Origin of the sequence: Pseudomonas sp. NFACC10-1 (assembly GCF_900119195.1) — a bacterium.
GTDB classification, from domain to species: Bacteria; Pseudomonadota; Gammaproteobacteria; order Pseudomonadales; family Pseudomonadaceae; genus Aquipseudomonas; species Aquipseudomonas cerasi.
Window position 1 is genome coordinate 866,509 of record NZ_FPJB01000001.1, and the last position, 17,270, is coordinate 883,778.

Annotated in this window: 17 protein-coding genes; 11 read left to right on the forward strand and 6 right to left on the reverse strand. The window is 58.9% G+C overall.

Annotated elements, in window-relative coordinates:
* Window positions 1–20 precede the first annotated feature (20 nt).
* From BT119_RS03730 to BT119_RS03740, 3 genes are all read right to left on the reverse strand, one after another.
* Window positions 21–1,304 (reverse strand): OmpP1/FadL family transporter, encoded by a 1,284-nt coding sequence (locus BT119_RS03730; protein WP_072364826.1) that lies wholly within the window; start codon window positions 1,302–1,304, stop codon window positions 21–23.
* 240 nt (window positions 1,305–1,544) lie between these two features.
* Window positions 1,545–1,763 (reverse strand): hypothetical protein, encoded by a 219-nt coding sequence (locus tag BT119_RS03735; RefSeq protein ID WP_002554588.1) that lies wholly within the window; start codon window positions 1,761–1,763, stop codon window positions 1,545–1,547.
* 481 nt (window positions 1,764–2,244) lie between these two features.
* Window positions 2,245–2,550, reverse strand: a complete 306-nt coding sequence (locus tag BT119_RS03740; RefSeq protein ID WP_003369674.1) for a hypothetical protein — start codon at window positions 2,548–2,550, stop codon at window positions 2,245–2,247.
* Between the two features lie 752 nt (window positions 2,551–3,302).
* Here BT119_RS03740 and rmuC point away from each other — a divergent pair.
* Entirely contained in the window at window positions 3,303–4,667 is a 1,365-nt protein-coding gene (gene rmuC, locus BT119_RS03745; RefSeq protein WP_161429162.1) for a DNA recombination protein RmuC, read from the forward strand.
* 199 nt (window positions 4,668–4,866) lie between these two features.
* Window positions 4,867–4,989: a PA1414 family protein gene (locus BT119_RS27430; RefSeq protein ID WP_003418154.1), complete on the forward strand. Its 123-nt coding sequence runs from the start codon at window positions 4,867–4,869 to the stop codon at window positions 4,987–4,989.
* Window positions 4,990–5,074: 85 nt separating this feature from the next.
* Here the strand turns inward: BT119_RS27430 and BT119_RS03750 are convergent, their stop codons facing one another.
* Entirely contained in the window at window positions 5,075–5,374 is a 300-nt protein-coding gene (locus BT119_RS03750) for a hypothetical protein (RefSeq protein ID WP_003369678.1), read from the reverse strand.
* A 225-nt stretch (window positions 5,375–5,599) separates the two neighbouring features.
* Between BT119_RS03750 and BT119_RS03755 the strand changes: the two genes are divergently transcribed.
* The gene (locus tag BT119_RS03755; protein WP_003434387.1) at window positions 5,600–6,199 is read left to right on the forward strand and encodes a tRNA-uridine aminocarboxypropyltransferase; all 600 of its coding nucleotides are present in this window, start codon (window positions 5,600–5,602) and stop codon (window positions 6,197–6,199) included.
* A 100-nt stretch (window positions 6,200–6,299) separates the two neighbouring features.
* Window positions 6,300–7,259 (forward strand): DMT family transporter, encoded by a 960-nt coding sequence (locus tag BT119_RS03760; RefSeq protein ID WP_003434388.1) that lies wholly within the window; start codon window positions 6,300–6,302, stop codon window positions 7,257–7,259.
* 20 nt (window positions 7,260–7,279) lie between these two features.
* On the opposite strand, the gene BT119_RS03765 is transcribed toward BT119_RS03760, so the two are convergent.
* Entirely contained in the window at window positions 7,280–7,894 is a 615-nt protein-coding gene (locus BT119_RS03765) for an NAD(P)H-dependent oxidoreductase (protein WP_003369682.1), read from the reverse strand.
* Entirely contained in the window at window positions 7,887–9,281 is a 1,395-nt protein-coding gene (locus BT119_RS03770) for a class II fumarate hydratase (protein WP_003434389.1), read from the reverse strand. The genes BT119_RS03765 and BT119_RS03770 overlap by 8 nt, the downstream gene beginning before the upstream one ends.
* Window positions 9,282–9,450: 169 nt before the next feature.
* Between BT119_RS03770 and BT119_RS03775 the strand changes: the two genes are divergently transcribed.
* From BT119_RS03775 to BT119_RS03805, 7 genes are all read left to right on the forward strand, one after another.
* Window positions 9,451–9,978 (forward strand): DUF2059 domain-containing protein, encoded by a 528-nt coding sequence (locus tag BT119_RS03775; protein WP_003314637.1) that lies wholly within the window; start codon window positions 9,451–9,453, stop codon window positions 9,976–9,978.
* 15 nt (window positions 9,979–9,993) lie between these two features.
* Complete coding sequence (locus tag BT119_RS03780) at window positions 9,994–10,287, forward strand: BolA family protein (protein ID WP_072364828.1); 294 nt, start codon at window positions 9,994–9,996, stop codon at window positions 10,285–10,287.
* A gap of 173 nt (window positions 10,288–10,460) precedes the next feature.
* Window positions 10,461–11,414: an oxygen-dependent tRNA uridine(34) hydroxylase TrhO gene (locus BT119_RS03785; RefSeq protein WP_003369690.1), complete on the forward strand. Its 954-nt coding sequence runs from the start codon at window positions 10,461–10,463 to the stop codon at window positions 11,412–11,414.
* A 3-nt stretch (window positions 11,415–11,417) separates the two neighbouring features.
* Window positions 11,418–12,050, forward strand: a complete 633-nt coding sequence (locus tag BT119_RS03790) for a DsbA family protein (RefSeq protein WP_003434392.1) — start codon at window positions 11,418–11,420, stop codon at window positions 12,048–12,050.
* On the forward strand, window positions 12,043–13,869 hold the full coding sequence (locus BT119_RS03795; protein ID WP_072364830.1) for an ABC transporter ATP-binding protein: 1,827 nt from the start codon (window positions 12,043–12,045) through the stop codon (window positions 13,867–13,869). The genes BT119_RS03790 and BT119_RS03795 overlap by 8 nt, the downstream gene beginning before the upstream one ends.
* 123 nt (window positions 13,870–13,992) lie before the next feature.
* Complete coding sequence (locus BT119_RS03800; RefSeq protein WP_003369698.1) at window positions 13,993–16,455, forward strand: EAL domain-containing protein; 2,463 nt, start codon at window positions 13,993–13,995, stop codon at window positions 16,453–16,455.
* Between the two features lie 30 nt (window positions 16,456–16,485).
* Entirely contained in the window at window positions 16,486–17,268 is a 783-nt protein-coding gene (locus BT119_RS03805; RefSeq protein WP_003369700.1) for an iron-containing redox enzyme family protein, read from the forward strand.
* The last annotated feature ends 2 nt before the right edge of the window (window positions 17,269–17,270 follow it).

Consider the following 17,270-nt stretch of genomic DNA (forward strand, 5'->3'; position numbering starts at 1 on the left):
TTTCAGCCTGGCAGTTGCTATCAGAAGCGATAGGTAACCGAAGTGCCCAGGCCGTGAGCGGTGTTGCGGTAGTCGGCGCTGTACGAGCCTTTAGACGGGCTGCTGTCGCGGATCTTGGTTTCGTCTTCACGCAGGTACGAATACGCCACGTCGATGGTCAGGTCGTCGGTCGGGCTCCAGCCTGCACCGAAGCTGATGATCTTGCGATCGCCGGTCGGGATGCGTGGGGAGCGGTTGACGTTGTTGGTCGGCGACTGATCAACGGAGAAGCCGGTGCGCAGCGTCCACTCTTTATTGACCTTATACGACGCACCGATGGCGTGTGCCCAGGTGTCGTGCCAGTTCTGTTCTTCGGTGATGGTGCCGATTGGGCCTGCGGAACCGCCCAGCAGGGCAGGGACGCCATCGTTGTTGACGGTGATGTCTTGCAGGCGGCTCCAGCGAGTCCAGGTACTGCCGGCGTAGACCGTCCAGTTCTCGTCGATCTGCTGGGTGATGGAGAAGTCCACGGACTCAGGCGTGGAGATGTCCAGCGAAGCGTCATACTTCTGACCGCCGAACGGACCAAAGCCCGAACCTTCGATCTTGGTCTTGCCCTTGAGCTTGTAATCGACCTTGGAGTGGTAAGTCAGGCCCAGGCGGGTGGTGTCGGTAGCCTGGACCAGAATGCCGGCATTGAAGCCGACTGCGGTGTCATCGCCTTCGATCTTCACCTTGCCGTCGTTACGGCCAAGCGAGCTAGTATTCAGGGTCGCAGAGGTCAGCTCGCCGTCGATACGGTTGATCGTCGGGCCGAAACCGATGGAGACCTTGTCGTTGAATGCATAACTGACGGTCGGCTGGAAGGTCACGACCTGGACGTGACTCTTGTCGCCAAAATAGCGGCCAGCGAAGCCTTTTTCGTAATCGGTGACCAGGCCGAACGGTACGTACACGCCCAGACCAAATGCCCAGTGATCATCGATTGGTTTGACGTAGTAGCCCATGGGTACGCCGACCACCGGAACCATATCGCCGTCGTTGCTGCCGCCAAATGTGCCACGACCGTTGTCGATGTCGGTCTTGGCGATCACGGCAGCTGCGCCGCCGCTGATTTGTTCACGTTTGATGCGGGACATACCGGCAGGGTTGCCGAATACGGTGCTTGCGTCATCGGCTGACGAGGAGCGACCTGCAAAGCCGGTGCCCATGCCGCTGATGCTTTGTTCGTTGAGGGCAAAGCCGGCAGCGAGCAGTTGAGAAGAGGCCAGACCCAGTGCGAGTCCAAGCGTTGTCCGGTTCAGTGCTTTTGTCATTATTTTCATTATTAGAACTCCTTGTTGTTCACCGGTCGAAAATTACCAACATTTTCGACGGCGCGCTATAGGCTGAGGAGCCCGATTTAGAGCTATTCTTGTAGGACAATCCCATCAAGGGAGTAGGAATTGCAATTTAGAGCAAGTTCCAGTGCTGCAGGCATTGTGTGATGCAGACGATACAAAGCGCGCATAAAAAAGCCCCGCCTTTGCAGTGCGGGGCTTTCGGCTTGCGGTGCAGCGTTTTCGTCAGGCGATGAGGGCCTGACGGGTACGCTCGATCACGGCCTGCAGCGGCTCGGCGCTGGCGTACTGATCGGGGTACAGGCGTTCGCTGTGGCGGGCGATGCCGTGTTCATTGACGATGGTGAAGCTGAAGCAGCCTTTGCGAGCGGCCATGATCAGGCAGTTCATCGGGGCAAAAGCGTTGGTCAATGTGTGAATTGCATGTTGAGTCTGAGTATTCATATTCAAGGTGTTTCCTGAAGCAACACGGAACAATACCGTGCAAAAATAAAGATTCCAGTAAACGCGGGCCGACATTTGATACAAAAGCCTGGCTGGGCGGAGAACCTGACTGGAACAAAGACAGGCAGTTGAAGCGCGCTTTATCGTATGGCGCTCTGGCTGACCGGTAGGTACTTAGGAGGGCAGGCAACACAACAGGAGCAAAGGTTCTACGCTCCGGGTGAAGATCCTGATCAATTGCAGGCTGGTTGAAGCAGACCATGAGAGCCATAACTGCACTGTCACCCCAAATGGTGCATCAGCGCGAGAGGTTCATGTCTGGAAACCATCGAGGTGGTCGATCCCTTGTTGCCAACATTCTCGTCGTATGGAGGAGTGTCTGTCGGGGGACTTGTCGACCGGAATTGATTTTCAGCTTGGTACTAACGGCGGCGATATTACCCGCCTCATCGAAACATTGCAAGTGGCAGTGAATGAATCTTCACCAGTGCCCGACCAGTCGATAGATCAGTACGGTAACCGATGCAACCATCGAGCAGCCCAGCAGGTAGGCGGCTACGGTCAGCCGTAGTGACCTGCGGCTTTCGATGGCGCGCATGATATCGCCTGTCGCGTTGATACGCCCGTTGCTCAGATCGCTGCAGATGATCAGCATCAGGGCAATCGCCGACAGCAGCACGCTGTAGGCGAACACGCCGCCGTCCGGGGGTGGCAGTACGATACTGACTGCCAGGGCGACGAGGCAGACGGCCAACAACAGCAGGAAGAACCTGGCGATCTCCTTCATGGATTCCTTCACTGAATCGTTGGTGAATTAGGGTGAGGTGCATTTTTGCCAGTGCTTGGACCGCGGCTTGTGCAATTTGTCGCCTGCGTCGCTTTCATTGCCCCGAATAATGCTCGAAATGCGTCGTCAGCCCTGTCGATCCAGCACCTGAAAACCTGCTGAAAGCCTTGTATTCATTGAGAATACGTTGCAATTGAGCAAACATTACATGACGCGTGAAATGATGCAAAAGGGGCATGCTCATGAGTTGTGCACATTAGCGGCACAAGCTGCCACATCACTGTCACAAGCGAAGCTAAGGGTTTGATTTATGACGGTGAATTATTAAGTCAATGAAAAACATCGTTTTTTTTAGCTGGTGAAAAAATCGTCAGTTTGAGCGCAGGCCCCATGCTGCTTGCGTTTGCGGAAGTTAAAGGGGGGTTGTCCACTGAGTTATCCACAGCTTCTGTGGATTGTCCCGCGCAAAATGTCCCCCTAATAGGGGCTGTGTGCCGCGCTGAAAACGCGTACAATCCGTCCCCCCGATTTACCCCCGCCTGTTGATCCCGTCTCACCCGAGACGATGTTTCTGCTGCACTATCACGCTCTACCCAAACTGCCGCTGGCCCTTATTATTCAGCCCGCATGGAGTCTTTATGGCACTGGACCTGAACAGCCTGTTACTGGGGCTTGGCGCAGCAGCATTGCCCTTGCTGGGCCTGCTCTGGCATTTGCAGCGCCGTCTGGCCGCTCGCCAGGCTGAGAGCGCCCTGCTCGACGAGCGTCTGAGCATGGCGCAAATGGCGCAGGAGGGTCTCAATGCCCAGCTGGATGCGTGCCGTGACGAGGTCAGCGACCTCAGTCAGGCCAATGCGGCCAAGCAGGCTGACCTTGCGGCATTGCGCCGCGAGGTCGAGTTGCTGCGCCAGGAAAGCGATAACGCGCGCGAAACGGCGCAGGACTGGAATCATGAACGTGCCGCCAGAGAGGCGGAGTTGCGCCGTCTTGATGCGCAGTGTGCCGCGCTTAACGCTGAGTTGCGCGAACAGCAGGATGGCCATCAGCAGCGCCTGAACGATTTGCAGGGTTCCCGGGATGAACTGCGCGCGCAGTTCGCCGAACTGGCGGGCAAGATTTTCGATGAGCGCGAGCAGCGCTTCGCCGAGACCAGCCAGCAGCAGTTGGGCCAATTGCTCACGCCGCTCAAGGAACGTATCCAGTCGTTCGAAAAGCGTGTCGAGGAAAGTTACCAGAACGAAGCGCGCGAACGCTTCTCCCTGGCCAAGGAGCTGGAACGTCTGCAGCAGTTGAATCAGCGTTTGAGTGATGAGGCGACCAACCTGACACGCGCCTTGAAGGGGCAGAAGACCCAGGGCAACTGGGGCGAGTTGATCCTGGAACGCGTGCTGGAGCATGCCGGGCTTGAAAAGGGCCGTGAGTACCAGACGCAAATCAGCCTCAAAGGGCCGGACGGTGAGCGCTTTCAGCCTGACGTGCTGATCATGTTGCCGGGCGACAAGCAGGTGGTGGTCGACGCCAAGGTCAGCCTGACGGCCTACCAGCAATATGTGTCTGCCGATGACGAGGTGATTGGACAGGCTGCGCTGAAGCAGCACGTACTGTCGTTGCGTAACCATGTCAAAGGCTTGTCGGGCAAGGATTACAAGCGTCTAGAAGGGCTTCACAGTCTGGATTTCGTTCTGCTTTTCGTGCCGATCGAAGCGGCTTTTTCTGCCGCCTTGCAGGCCGAGCCGAATCTGTTTCAGGAAGCCTTCGACCGCAACATCGTGATTGTCAGCCCCACGACCCTGCTGGCCACGTTGCGGGTGATTGACAGCTTGTGGAAGCAGGAGCGTCAGAGCCAGAACGCCCGTGAGATCGCCGAGCGGGCAGGCTGGCTATACGACAAGTTCGTATTGTTCATTCAGGATCTGGATGAGGTAGGCAACCGCCTGCAACAGCTGGATAAGGCCTATTCGGCAGCGCGCAACAAGCTCACCGAAGGGCGCGGTAACCTGATCAGCCGCAGCGAACAACTCAAACTGCTCGGTGCGCGGGCCAGCAAGAGTCTGCCCGCCGATTTACTGGAGCGGGCGATGACCGATAATGATGGCCTGATCAGCCCGCCGGACTGAGCTGCTCGAATCGTCGGCGTAATGTTCAGTAACAGGCCGTCCGTCGCAAAGACTAGAAGCGATCCTGCACAAATGTCACATTGGCTCCATCGGGAAAATTGTTTCTCGTTGCACTCGGCTAACAGTTCATTTGCTTCTATGATCTCTAGTGAGTGATGAGTACGGATTGACTGCCGGGTATTTCCCTCAAGGGGGCTCTATGAATAGCAAACTGCAAGAATGGCTCCACGATGTAGGCGTTGCACTGGGTCTGATAGAACGCCCAAAACTGCAACCCATTCCGGTTCGTGCCGATGACGATCGTCGCCGTCAACGCCGGTAAGCTTCTCGCCTGATCCTGGCCACAGGGTAGTGCGCATGTTGAGTTTCGTCGGGGCGCATAGGGCGTCCCGATACAAGAGCCGGCGCTAATGCTGATGCCCGGGCTCGTTCTTCGGCTCTATCGAGCCCTTTTCCGTCTCCTGCAATAAAATCAGTCCTATGATCCTGTGCAACGCAAACTGTCCGGGGCTGGCGATCACCGCTGTCCTGATGGTTTCCGTGAGTGTGAAGCCGAGGGCTTCCTTCAGTTCGAGGAAAAACAGCTCGATATCATCGTCATCAAGGGCCAGATCGGCGAGCGTGGCGTCATCCTGAATCGCGCTCTTGTCCACTAGAATGATGCCTAGGGCGTTGAATACCTTTTGCCTGATCTCTTCGCGATTCATGAAAGCCCCTGATGTGGATCTTGTCAGATACAACAGGCGTACTTCATTTCTCCAGCCCAGACCCATGAGGCTAGCTCAAATCGCCGTTGCGGCTGTGGATTGCCCCGCCGTTATGGTGCCGATTTGTTTAAAATGCAGGGCTGTTCGACAGGCGGTTGGTGGCAACGCTGATTCGTTGTGCTGTGCAGCACCTTTAACCTTGTGAGATTGACCGAGTACTGATCCATGTCCCGCGCCCGTTGTGAGCGTTGTCTGCGTCCTGCCACGCATTGTCTGTGCGCCCTGATTCCGCAGCTGGACAGCCGCACGCGAGTGTTGATCCTGCAGCATCCCGATGAAGTCGGCCATGCCTTGAACACCGCCCGACTGGCCGCGCTCGGCCTGGTCAACGCGCAGTTGTTGGTGGGCGAAGTGTTCGACGATCTGCAGCAGATTCTGAATCCGCCCGGCTATCAGCCTCGATTGCTGTTTCCGGGTGAGGCTGCGCAGGCGCTGACGCCTTATGCACAGGATTCACTGCCCATGCTGCTGGTCGTGCCGGATGGCACGTGGCGCAAGGCGCGCAAATTGCTGCACCTCAACCCCTTGCTCGCCGAGCTGCCAAGGGTGACGCCGGGCGCTGCGCCTGTTTCGCGTTATCGCTTGCGCAAGGCGCCGGGCCCGGAAGCCTTGTCGACGCTCGAGGCCATCGTGCATACCTTGCAGACGCTGGAAGCACCCACCTCGTTCGAGGCGTTGCTCAAGCCGTTCGATGCGTTGATCGAAGGTCAGATTCAGGCCATGGGCAGTGAGACCTACCAGCGCAATCACGGCGGCCAGCGGTAAGGAACACAATTTGCGCCGTTAACTGCATCCAGCTGTAACTGTTGCTTTGCCGATCAGCGCCTAGAATGAGTGCTCTGTTCTATCTCTTGCGGAAGTTGCGATGCACATCTCGTCTGGTCGCTGGGTCTATGGCCTTTGTCTGTCACTGTTGACCGCGCTGCTGTGGGGGATTTTGCCGATCAAACTCAAGCAGGTGCTGCAGGTGATGGATCCGGTGACCGTGACCTGGTTCCGTCTGGCTGTGTCCGGGGCGCTGTTGTTCATCTGGCTGGCGTCGGTCAAACGCCTGCCCAGTTTCAAGGTGCTGGGGCGCAAGGGCAGGGTGCTGGTCGGGCTGGCCGTGTTCGGTCTGGTCGGCAACTATGTGCTCTATCTCATTGGCTTGCGGTTGCTGAGCCCGGGTACCACGCAATTGCTGGTTCAGGTCGGTCCGATTTTTCTGTTGATCAGCAGCATCTTTCTGTTCAAGGAGCGTTTCAGTCTGGGGCAGGGCATCGGTCTGGCGGTGCTGCTGGTGGGTTTCGGGTTCTTTTTCAATCAGCGGCTGGTGGAGCTTTTCACCTCGTTGGGCGATTACACCCTGGGCGTACTGGTGGTGCTCCTGGCCTCGACCATCTGGACGTTCTACGGGCTGAGTCAGAAGCAGCTTCTGACGGTATGGAATTCACTGCAGGTGATGATGGTGATCTACCTGTTTTGCGCCCTGTTGCTCACGCCGTGGGCGCACCCTGCCGAGGCGTTGCTGTTGAGCCCGTTACAGGGCTGGCTGCTGCTGGCCTGCTGTCTGAATACGCTGGTGGCTTACGGTGCGTTCGCTGAAGCGCTGGCGCACTGGGAGGCCTCGCGGGTCAGTGCGACGCTCGCGCTGACGCCCTTGGTCACGCTGACCGCCGTGGCGGTTGCCGCCTGGCTGTGGCCGGATTACGTGCAGGCTGAAGAGTTGAACATGCTGGGTTATGGCGGTGCGCTGCTGGTGGTGGCCGGATCGGCGCTGACGGCGCTTGGCCCCTCGCTGGTCGCCGGTCTAAGGGCCCGCAAGGCGCGGCTGGCGCAGGCCTGACTTGCGGGTGGTGGGGCAGATCAGCGTCTGCCCAGCCCCTGCGCCTGAATAATCCACTCCTGACGCTGCTGTTCGCTGGCGCTGTGTACCGGGGCAAACTCGGTCAGACGTTTGGTCTTTATCCCGCAAAAGCCGAGTATGGTCCGCACCATCTGCCGGTGAGCCGGCGCGCCGTATATCCAGTGAAAGTAGCGTGGCGGCGTGTCCATGGCGACCATCAGCTCCGCCGTCCGGCCTCGGAGCAGCTCATTGGATGAATGCTTGCGACCATGCACCTTGAACGCAAAACCGGGTGTCAGCACCCGGTCGAAAAAGCCCGTCAGTAATGCCGGCAAACCGCCCCACCAGACCGGATAGACGAAGACCAGATGCTCGGCCCAGTGGATCTGGCGCTGGGCTTCGAGCAGGTCGGGCTCAAGTGTCTGAGTCTGATCGTAGCCGTTGTGCAGAATCGGATCGAAGTCCAGTTCGCCGAGCTTGATAACCCGCACTACATGCCCTTCGCCCCGTGCCGTCTGCGCATACGCGTCACCCAGCGCGTGGCAGAAACTGATGGCCTTCGGCGTGCCGTAGACCATCAGGATTCGTTTGCCATTGCCCTCCAGAGGCGTTGCGCCGCTTCTGGCATCAGCCATTACTGCCTGCCTCGAGCATTTTGTCCGGCCGCACCCAGGCGTCGAACTCTTCATCGGTCAGGTAGCCGAGGGCCAATGCCGCTTCGCGCAGGGTCAGCCCCTCGGTGTAGGCTTTCTTGGCAATCTGCGCCGACTTGTCATAGCCGATATGCGGATTGAGTGCGGTGACCAGCATCAGGCCGCGCTCCAGGTGTTCAGCCATTTTTTCGCCATCCGGCTCCATGCCCGCGATGCAGTGCTCGTTGAAATTGCTGCAGCCATCGGCCAGCAGGCGAATCGACTGCAGAATGTTATGAATGATCACCGGTTTGTACACGTTGAGTTGCAGGTGACCCTGACTGGCGGCGAAACCGATGGTCACGTCGTTGCCCATGACCTGGCAGGCCAGCATCGACAAAGCCTCGCACTGGGTCGGGTTGACCTTGCCGGGCATGATCGAACTGCCGGGCTCGTTGGCGGGCAGTCTGACTTCTGCCAGCCCTGCACGCGGGCCTGAGCCCAGCAGGCGCAGGTCGTTGGCAATCTTCATCAACGTACCGGCCAGCGTCTTCAGTGCGCCGGACAGCGCTGCGAGCGGCTCATGACCGGCCAGCGCGGCGAACTTGTTGGGCGCCGTGACGAACGGCAGACCGGAGAGGGCGGCGAGTTCTGCTGCAATGGCCTCGGCAAAGCCCTTGGGCGCATTGAGTCCGGTGCCGACTGCTGTCCCGCCCTGAGCCAGCTCGTAAACGGCGGGCAGGGCGGCGCGAATGGCTTTTTCCGCGTAATCGAGTTGCGCGACAAACCCGGACAGCTCCTGGCCGAAGGTGATCGGCGTTGCGTCCATCATGTGCGTGCGCCCGGTCTTGACCAGCTTCATGTGCCGCGCGGCCTGTTCGGCCAGCCCGCTGGACAATTCGGCGATGGCGGGCAGCAGCTGCGCCTTGACCGCCTGAGCTGTGGCGATGTGCATGGCCGTCGGGAAGCAGTCATTGGAGCTTTGCGAGCGATTGACATGATCGTTGGGGTGGACCGGCGACTTGCCGCCACGACCCTGGCCAGCCAGTTCGTTGGCGCGGCCTGCGATCACCTCGTTGACGTTCATGTTGCTTTGCGTGCCACTGCCGGTCTGCCAGACCACCAGCGGAAATTGCGCGTCATGCTGACCATCGAGCACTTCATCGGCGGCCTGTTCGATCAGGCGGGCGATGTCGGCAGGCAAGTCGCCATTTCGATCATTGACACGTGCAGCAGCTTTCTTGATCAGGGTCAGCGCGTGCAGGACGGGCAACGGCATTCGCTGGTCGCCAATCGCAAAATTGATCAGTGAGCGTTGGGTCTGCGCGCCCCAGTAGGCATCTTCGGGGACTTCGATCGGGCCAATGCTATCGGTTTCGGTGCGGCTCACTGGTCTTACTCCTTTAAGTGCGTTGCAGGGTTAGGTGTCCATATGCCCACAGGGTTCCCGCGCAGTGCTTTTTAACCGCTGGGTGAACCGGGGGTTGAGCCAAAAGCCCAGATAAGCGCAGAATGGTCGGCCCTGGGGTAATGCCTCGTTTGCTAGATAAGGAAACTCGATGACCCGTCTTCGTGCCATTTGTACCGCGGTAGCCCTGGTCTGTGCCAGCGGCCAGGTCTTCGCCGACACCGCCAGTCACAACGCGAGCGCCGAAACGTTCCTGAAGCTTGCCAACGCCGATCGCCTGGGCGCTCCGGTCTACGCTCAGGTTCAGCAGATGTTCGCTCAGCGTTTTGCTGAAACCAAGGCACCTGCATCGAAAAAAGCCCTGCTTGAAACCTATCAGGCCAAGGCCAACACCGCTCTGGACCAAGCCATTGGCTGGAACAAGCTCAAGCCCGAGATGGTCAAGCTGTACACCGCCAACTTCACCGAAAGCGAGCTGAAGGATCTGGTTGCGTTCTACCAGTCGCCACTGGGCAAGAAAGTGATGACCAAGATGCCTGAGCTGGCTCAGCAGTCGGCCCAGCTGACCCAGAGCAAGCTGGAAAGCGCTGTTCCGGTCGTCAACAAGCTGCTGGCTGACATGACTGCCGAACTGGAACCTGCCAAGGCAGCTGCTCCGGCTCCGGCCAAAAAGCCCTGACAGGCGATTTCCATCATGACCATGCAACAACGAATCGAGTCGGCGCTTGCGCTGCTGCAACCGCATCATCTGCAAGTGCTCGACGAGAGTCATATGCACAGTCGTGGCCAGCAGACCCATTACAAGGCTGTTCTGGTCAGTGATCAGTTTCAGGGCTTGAACTCGGTCAAGCGGCATCAGAAGGTGTACGCCACGCTGGGCCCGCTCGTGGGCGAGTTTCATGCGCTGGCGTTGCACACTTACACGCCTGAAGAATGGTCGAAGGTCGGTGCAGCGCCTGCTTCGCCGACCTGCGCCGGCGGGCACTGATCAGGGCTTTTTACTGATCCGACCCCCTTGCCGGGGGCGATTGCCCCGCCGAGCTGTCTGCTGTACTCCGGTTTTTGCTAGAATCCGCACCGCGCCGCCTGGCCGGTGCGTTTTTTTGGTCCGCAATTTTTTACCCGGTAGGCCCTTTGCGAGGGTCGCCACTGGAGAGATACATGACTCAAGAGCCGATGACTCAGCCGATCGTCGTGGCCGCGCTGTACAAGTTCGTCACCCTCAGCGATTACGTGCAGCTGCGCGAGCCGCTGTTGCAGGCGATGGTCGACAATGGCATCAAGGGCACGTTGTTGATCGCCGACGAGGGCATCAACGGCACCGTGTCCGGCAGCCGCGAAGGCATCGATGGTTTGATGGCGTGGTTGAAGAACGACCCGCGTCTGATCGACATCGATCACAAGGAATCCTACTGCGACGAGCAGCCGTTCTATCGCACCAAGGTCAAACTCAAGAAAGAGATCGTGACCCTTGGTGTCGAAGGCGTCGACCCGAACAAGAGCGTCGGTACTTACGTCGAGCCCAAGGACTGGAACGACCTGATCAGCGATCCCGAAGTGCTGCTGATCGATACTCGCAACGATTACGAAGTCTCGATCGGCACCTTTGAGGGCGCCATCGATCCGAAGACCACGTCGTTTCGAGAGTTCCCGGAATACATCAAGGCGCATTTCGACCCGGCAGTACACAAGAAGGTCGCTATGTTCTGTACCGGCGGCATCCGTTGCGAAAAAGCCTCGAGTTACATGCTTGGCGAGGGCTTCGAAGAGGTCTATCACCTCAAGGGCGGCATTCTCAAGTACCTGGAAGAGGTCCCCGAGCAGGAAAGTCACTGGCGCGGCGAGTGTTTCGTGTTCGACAATCGGGTCACGGTGCGTCATGACCTGACCGAAGGCGATTATGATCAGTGCCACGCGTGTCGCACGCCCATCAGTGCCGAGGACCGCGCCAGCGAGCATTACTCGCCTGGCGTCAGTTGCCCGCATTGCTGGGATTCGCTGAGCGAGAAGACCCGACGTAGCGCCATCGACCGGCAAAAGCAGATCGAACTGGCCAAGGCACGTAACCAGCCTCATCCGATCGGTCGCAACTATCGTTTACCCTCCGAGGCCTGAGCCATGTCTGCCCGCCTGATCTATGTCATGGACCCGATGTGTTCCTGGTGCTGGGGCTTCGCCCCGGTTGCCGACGCGTTGGTGCAACAGGCTCGGGCGGCGGGTGTGCCGCTGCATCTGGTCATGGGCGGTCTGCGCTCCGAAGGTGCTGCGCTGGAGCCGGCCAAGCGTCGTTACATTCTTGAGCACTGGCAGGCGGTCGAAGAGGCCACCGGCCAGCCGTTTCTTCGTGAAGGCGCGCTGCCGGAAGGTTTTGTCTATGACACCACACCCGCTTGTCTGGCCGTCACTGCAGCAAGGCAGCTGGACCCTGACCGCGCCTGGGCACTGGTCGGGCTCATTCAGCGTGCGTTCTACAGCGAGGCCCGGGACGTGACGCGTCCTTCAGTGCTGGCCGAACTCGCGGAGCAGACGGGGCTGTCGCGTCAGGCATTTGCCGATGAGTTCGAAAGTCCGCAGCGGCAGGCGGCCACCGCCGCCGATTTCGCCTGGGCACAGGATCTGGGCATCGCCGGCTTCCCCACCCTGCTGGCCGAGCGCAACGGTCAGTTGGCGCTGCTGACCAACGGTTATCAGCCACTGAGCAGCCTTTCGCCCTTGCTGGGTCGATGGCTGGAGCGTGCAGCCAGTGCATGATGAAGTGCCTGAGGCTGCCCGACAGTCGCACACCACGCGCAGCGATGCGCTGAGCTGGGCCGAGATCCGTCGTCTCGCCCTGCGGCATAAAAAAGCCCTGTGGCTGGCCAACGGTGTCGCAGTGCTGGCCACGCTGTGCAGCGTGCCTATCCCGTTGCTGCTGCCGTTGCTGGTCGACGAGGTGTTGCTGGGCCGTGGCGATGCTGCGCTCAAGGTCATGGATCACTTGCTGCCTGGCAACTGGCAAAAGGCGGCGGGCTACATTGGTCTGATGCTGTCGTTGACACTGGTGCTGCGGGTCGGGGCGCTGGTGTTCAACGTGCTGCAGGCGCGGCTGTTCGCCGGGCTGGCCAAGGACATCGTCTATCGTATCCGGCTGCGGCTGATCGAGCGGCTCAAGCGTATTTCCCTGCGTGAATACGAAAGCCTGGGCAGTGGCACGGTGACCACACACCTGGTCACCGATCTGGATACGCTGGACAAGTTCGTCGGTGAAACCCTCAGTCGTCTGCTGGTGGCCACGCTGACGCTGGCAGGCACTGCGGGCATTCTGATGTGGATGCACTGGAAGCTGGCGCTGCTGATCATGCTGTTCAACCCGCTGGTCATCCTGCTCACGGTGAAACTGGGCAAGCGCGTCAAGCACCTCAAGAAGCTGGAGAACGACAGCACGTCGCGGTTCACCCAGGCACTGAGCGAGACGCTGGATGCGATTCAGGAAGTTCGGGCGGGTAACAGACAAGGCTTCTTTCTGGGACGCCTGGGCGTACGTGCGCAGGAAGTGCGTGATTACGCGATCAATTCACAATGGAAAAGCGACGCCTCGGGCCGTGCCAGCGGGCTGCTGTTCCAGTTCGGTATCGATATCTTTCGCGCCGCAGCAATGCTTACCGTGCTGTTCTCGGACCTGTCCATCGGGCAGATGCTCGCGGTGTTCAGCTACCTGTGGTTCATGATGACGCCAGTCGAGCAATTGCTGAACCTGCAATACGCCTACTATGCGGCAGGCGCTGCCCTGACACGCATCAATGAGTTACTGGCGCGCGCCGACGAGCCGCAATATGCCGGCGGTACTGATCCGTTCGAGGGTAAGGAAACCGTCGGGGTCGAAGTGCGTGGCCTGACTTTCGGTTATGGCGAAGACCTGGTCCTGGACCAGTTGAACCTGAACATCGCGCCGGGAGAAAAGGTCGCCATTGTCGGTGCCAGTGGTGGCGGCAAGAGCACGTTGGTGCAGTTGCTGCTGGGGCTCTATACAGCGCGCACCGGGGTGATCCGTTTTGGCGGTGTCAGCCAGCAGGATATCGGCCTGGAAACCGTGCGCGAGAACGTCGCCGTGGTACTGCAGCATCCGGCGCTGTTCAACGACACCGTGCGCGCCAACCTGACCATGGGCCGCGACTGCAGCGATGAAGCCTGCTGGCGTGCGCTGGAAGTTGCGCAACTCGATTCTGCGATCCGCGATCTGCCACAAGGTCTGGACAGCGTGGTCGGACGCTCCGGGGTCAGAATGTCGGGTGGCCAGCGCCAGCGCATGGCTATCGCGCGCATGGTGCTGTCCGACCCCAAAGTAGTGATCCTCGACGAGGCCACCTCGGCGCTGGACGCTGCCACCGAATACAACCTGCATCAGGCGCTCGCACGTTTTCTGCGCAGTCGCACGACACTGATCATTGCCCACCGCCTCTCGGCCGTGAAGCAGGCCGACCGGGTACTGGTGTTCGATGGCGGGCGTATTGTGGAAGATGGTGACCATCAGCAGTTGATTGCCGATGGAGGTCTGTACGCCAAACTGTACGGACATTTGCAACAAATCTGATGCGCGAAGCCTCTATCAGCGCACAGGTTGGCTCGATTGCGGGAGAATCACCTGCCATCATGGGCGAATTTAGCCTAGTCTCTGCGCTAGACGTTTATTCAGGCATGTGGTGACGTGAAACCCATGAAGCAACCATGGATCTTCTCCAAGCCCCGTCTGTTGGGCATCGTATGGCCTTTCATTGCCGTCGCGCTGTTTCAGGCGTTGCTGGGATGCGTCAGTCTCTACACCATGTCTGCCGTGCGCAGCTATGTGGCGGGGGAGAGTCTCTGGTCCAAGGGGCAGAAGGACGCCATCCACTACTTGAGCCTGTACGCCAACCGGCATGATGAGCGTGACTACCTCAAGTATCAAAAAGCCTTTTCCGTCCCCCAGGGCGGCCATGCGCTGCGCAAGGCGCTCGATCAGCCCAATCCGTCCCTGGCCGAGGCCAGAAGTGGAATCATTCAGGGCGGCAATCACCCGGATGACGTAAACGGCATCATCTGGATGTACCTGAATTTCCACAACTTCAGTTTCATGAAGCAGGTCATTCATTTCTGGGAAGTGGGTGACGGCTACCTCATGCAGCTCGACGAACTGGCCCGGCGCATCCATGAGCGGGTCGGGCAGGGCGCTGTGAGCGCCGCCGAAGTCGATCAATGGCGCGAGCAGATCAATGTCATCAATGAAGGCGTAACGCCTGCTGCGCGAGCGTTCAGTGATGCGCTGGGCGAAGGCTCCAGGCTGATCCTCAACCTGTTGATAGCGGTCAACCTGGTCACCGCTGTGGTATTGATTCTTCTGGCGCTGCTGCGTGTGCGTCGTCTGATCGTCCAGCGACGTGTGTTTGCCGATGCCCTGCAACTCGAAAAGGAGCGCGCGCAGATCACGCTGGAGTCTATCGGCGACGGCGTGATCACTATCGATGTGGCCGGCGCTATCGTCTACATGAACCCCGCCGCCGAGGGCCTCACCCACTGGAAAAGCACTCAGGCCAGCGGGCTTCCGCTGGCTGCGCTGTTCAATCTGCTGGATGAAAACGATCAGAAGGACCAGTCAACGCTGGTCGAGCAGATCATCACCGGCAAGCTCAAGGGCGGCAGCGCCAACAGCAAGCTGATCCAGCGGCTTGATGGCAGCACGGTGCCGGTCGCGCTGGTCGGCACGCCGATCTACACCGAAGGCGTGATCAGTGGTGCGGTGCTGGTGTTGCATGACATGACCCAGGAGCAGCAATACATCGCCGATCTGTCGTGGCAGGCTGCCCATGATCCGCTGACGGGCTTGGTCAACCGCAGTGAATTCGAACGCCGCTTGCAGCGAGTGCTCGACGAAGACTGCGGTCAGGGCCGCAGCCACTGCCTGATGTTTCTCGATCTGGATCAGTTCAAGCTGGTCAATGATACCGGTGGCCATGCGGCGGGTGATGAACTGCTGCGTCAGCTGTGCCGGGCCTTGCCGCAGGGCTTGCGTGACGGGGATACGCTGGCCCGGCTGGGAGGTGACGAGTTCGGTGTTTTGCTGGTTGATTGTCCCGCCGAAACAGCGCTGGATATTGCCGAGGCGTTGCGCGAGGTGGTGCAGCATCTGCATTTCATGTGGAAAGGTCGGCCATTCATGACTACCGTCAGTATTGGCCTGGTGCACCTCGGCGACACGCCTGCTTCTCTGGAGGGTTCATTGTCTGCCGCTGACATGGCCTGTTATATGGCCAAGGAAAGGGGGCGCAATCGGGTTCAGGCCTACAGTGTGGATGATCTCACGCTGTCGATGCGTTTCGGCGAAATGGCCTGGATACAGCGGCTGCACATGGCAATGGACGAGAATCGCTTTTGTCTTTACGCGCAGGAAATCGCGTCGATAAAGGGCGAAGTGGGCGAGGTGAGGCACATTGAAATCCTCTTGCGTCTGCGCGATGAGTCTGGGCGAATGGTCGTACCGGACAATTTCATTCCGGCCGCCGAGCGCTACGGACTCATGACCACGCTGGATCGCTGGGTGGTACACAATGTGTTCAAAGTCATAGCCCAGTGCCAGAGTGATGATCGGCATCAGGTACCGCAGGCACTATGTGCTATAAATTTGTCTGGATCGAGTATCGGTGATGATACGTTCCTCGAATATTTGAAACAGCAATTCAGCACGTTTGCCGTGTCGCCCGGGATGATCTGCTTCGAGATCACCGAGACCAGTGCGATTGCCGACCTGCAAAGTGCGATCAGATTCATCAACGAGTTGAAGGGATTGGGGTGTCAGTTTTCCCTTGATGATTTCTGCTCGGGTATGTCGTCTTTTGCCTATCTCAAGCACCTGCCGGTGGATTTCCTGAAGATTGATGGCAGTTTTGTAAAGGACATGCTCGACAACCCGATCAACAAGGCGATGGTCGAGGTGATCAATAACATCGGCCATGTCATGGGCAAACGCACCATTGCAGAGTACGTTGAAACGCCGCAGATCGAATCTGCATTGCAGGAAATGGGCGTGGATTTTGCACAGGGCTATCTGATTTCCCGCCCTGAATTGTTCACTTGCGAGAGTCTTTATATTCAGCCCGTACGGCCTGACCCCCTGATGTTCGGCGCGCCAGGAACGCTACGTTAATCAGTTGAAACCCTCATAAGGAGATACCCAGTGATCGACGCTTTCGATAGAACCGGTCCGCTCATGGAAGCCAGCAGTTATCCGGCCTGGGCGCAGCAGTTGATCAAGGATTGCAGCGCTGCAAAAGCACGCGTGGTCGAGCACGAGTTGTACCAGCAGATGCGTGACGCGAAGTTGAGTCCGCAGATCATGCGCCACTACCTGATCGGCGGCTGGCCAGTGGTCGAGCAATTCGCGGTGTACATGGCCAAGAACCTCACCAAGACCCGCTTCGGTCGTCACCCTGGTGAAGACATGGCGCGCCGCTGGCTGATGCGCAATATCCGCGTCGAACTCAATCACGCCGACTACTGGGTCAACTGGTGTGCGGCCCATGGCGTGACGCTTGAGGACTTGCATGATCAGCGGGTAGCGCCCGAGTTGCATGCGCTGAGCCATTGGTGCTGGCAGACCAGCTCGTCGGATTCGCTGGCCGTGGCGATGGCGGCTACCAACTATGCCATTGAAGGGGCGACCGGCGAATGGTCGGCCGTGGTCTGCTCCAGCGGTGTATACGCCGAAGCGTTTCCTGAAGAGACCCGCAAGAAAGCCATGAAGTGGCTCAAGATGCATGCACAGTATGACGATGCGCACCCTTGGGAGGCGCTCGAGATCATTTGTACGTTGGTGGGTAACAAGCCGAGTGTACAATTGCAGGCCGAGCTGCGTCAGGCCGTTACCAAAAGCTACGACTACATGTACCTGTTTCTTGAGCGTTGCATGCAGCTGGACAGGGTCAAGCCGCGAGGACGTGTTGCCGCGCTGGAAGCGTAGGG

Coding starts and splice junctions, on each gene's coding strand:
- BT119_RS27430 (WP_003418154.1), top strand. CDS start 4,867: ATGAATAGCAAACTGCAAGAATGGCTCCACGATGTAGGCGTTGCACTG.
- BT119_RS03800 (WP_003369698.1), top strand. CDS start 13,993: ATGAAGCAACCATGGATCTTCTCCAAGCCCCGTCTGTTGGGCATCGTA.
- BT119_RS03755 (WP_003434387.1), top strand. CDS start 5,600: ATGTCCCGCGCCCGTTGTGAGCGTTGTCTGCGTCCTGCCACGCATTGT.
- BT119_RS03760 (WP_003434388.1), top strand. CDS start 6,300: ATGCACATCTCGTCTGGTCGCTGGGTCTATGGCCTTTGTCTGTCACTG.
- BT119_RS03785 (WP_003369690.1), top strand. CDS start 10,461: ATGACTCAAGAGCCGATGACTCAGCCGATCGTCGTGGCCGCGCTGTAC.
- BT119_RS03775 (WP_003314637.1), top strand. CDS start 9,451: ATGACCCGTCTTCGTGCCATTTGTACCGCGGTAGCCCTGGTCTGTGCC.
- BT119_RS03790 (WP_003434392.1), top strand. CDS start 11,418: ATGTCTGCCCGCCTGATCTATGTCATGGACCCGATGTGTTCCTGGTGC.
- BT119_RS03735 (WP_002554588.1), bottom strand. CDS start 1,763: ATGAATACTCAGACTCAACATGCAATTCACACATTGACCAACGCTTTT.
- BT119_RS03750 (WP_003369678.1), bottom strand. CDS start 5,374: ATGAATCGCGAAGAGATCAGGCAAAAGGTATTCAACGCCCTAGGCATC.
- BT119_RS03780 (WP_072364828.1), top strand. CDS start 9,994: ATGACCATGCAACAACGAATCGAGTCGGCGCTTGCGCTGCTGCAACCG.
- BT119_RS03740 (WP_003369674.1), bottom strand. CDS start 2,550: ATGAAGGAGATCGCCAGGTTCTTCCTGCTGTTGTTGGCCGTCTGCCTC.
- BT119_RS03730 (WP_072364826.1), bottom strand. CDS start 1,304: ATGAAAATAATGACAAAAGCACTGAACCGGACAACGCTTGGACTCGCA.
- BT119_RS03765 (WP_003369682.1), bottom strand. CDS start 7,894: ATGGCTGATGCCAGAAGCGGCGCAACGCCTCTGGAGGGCAATGGCAAA.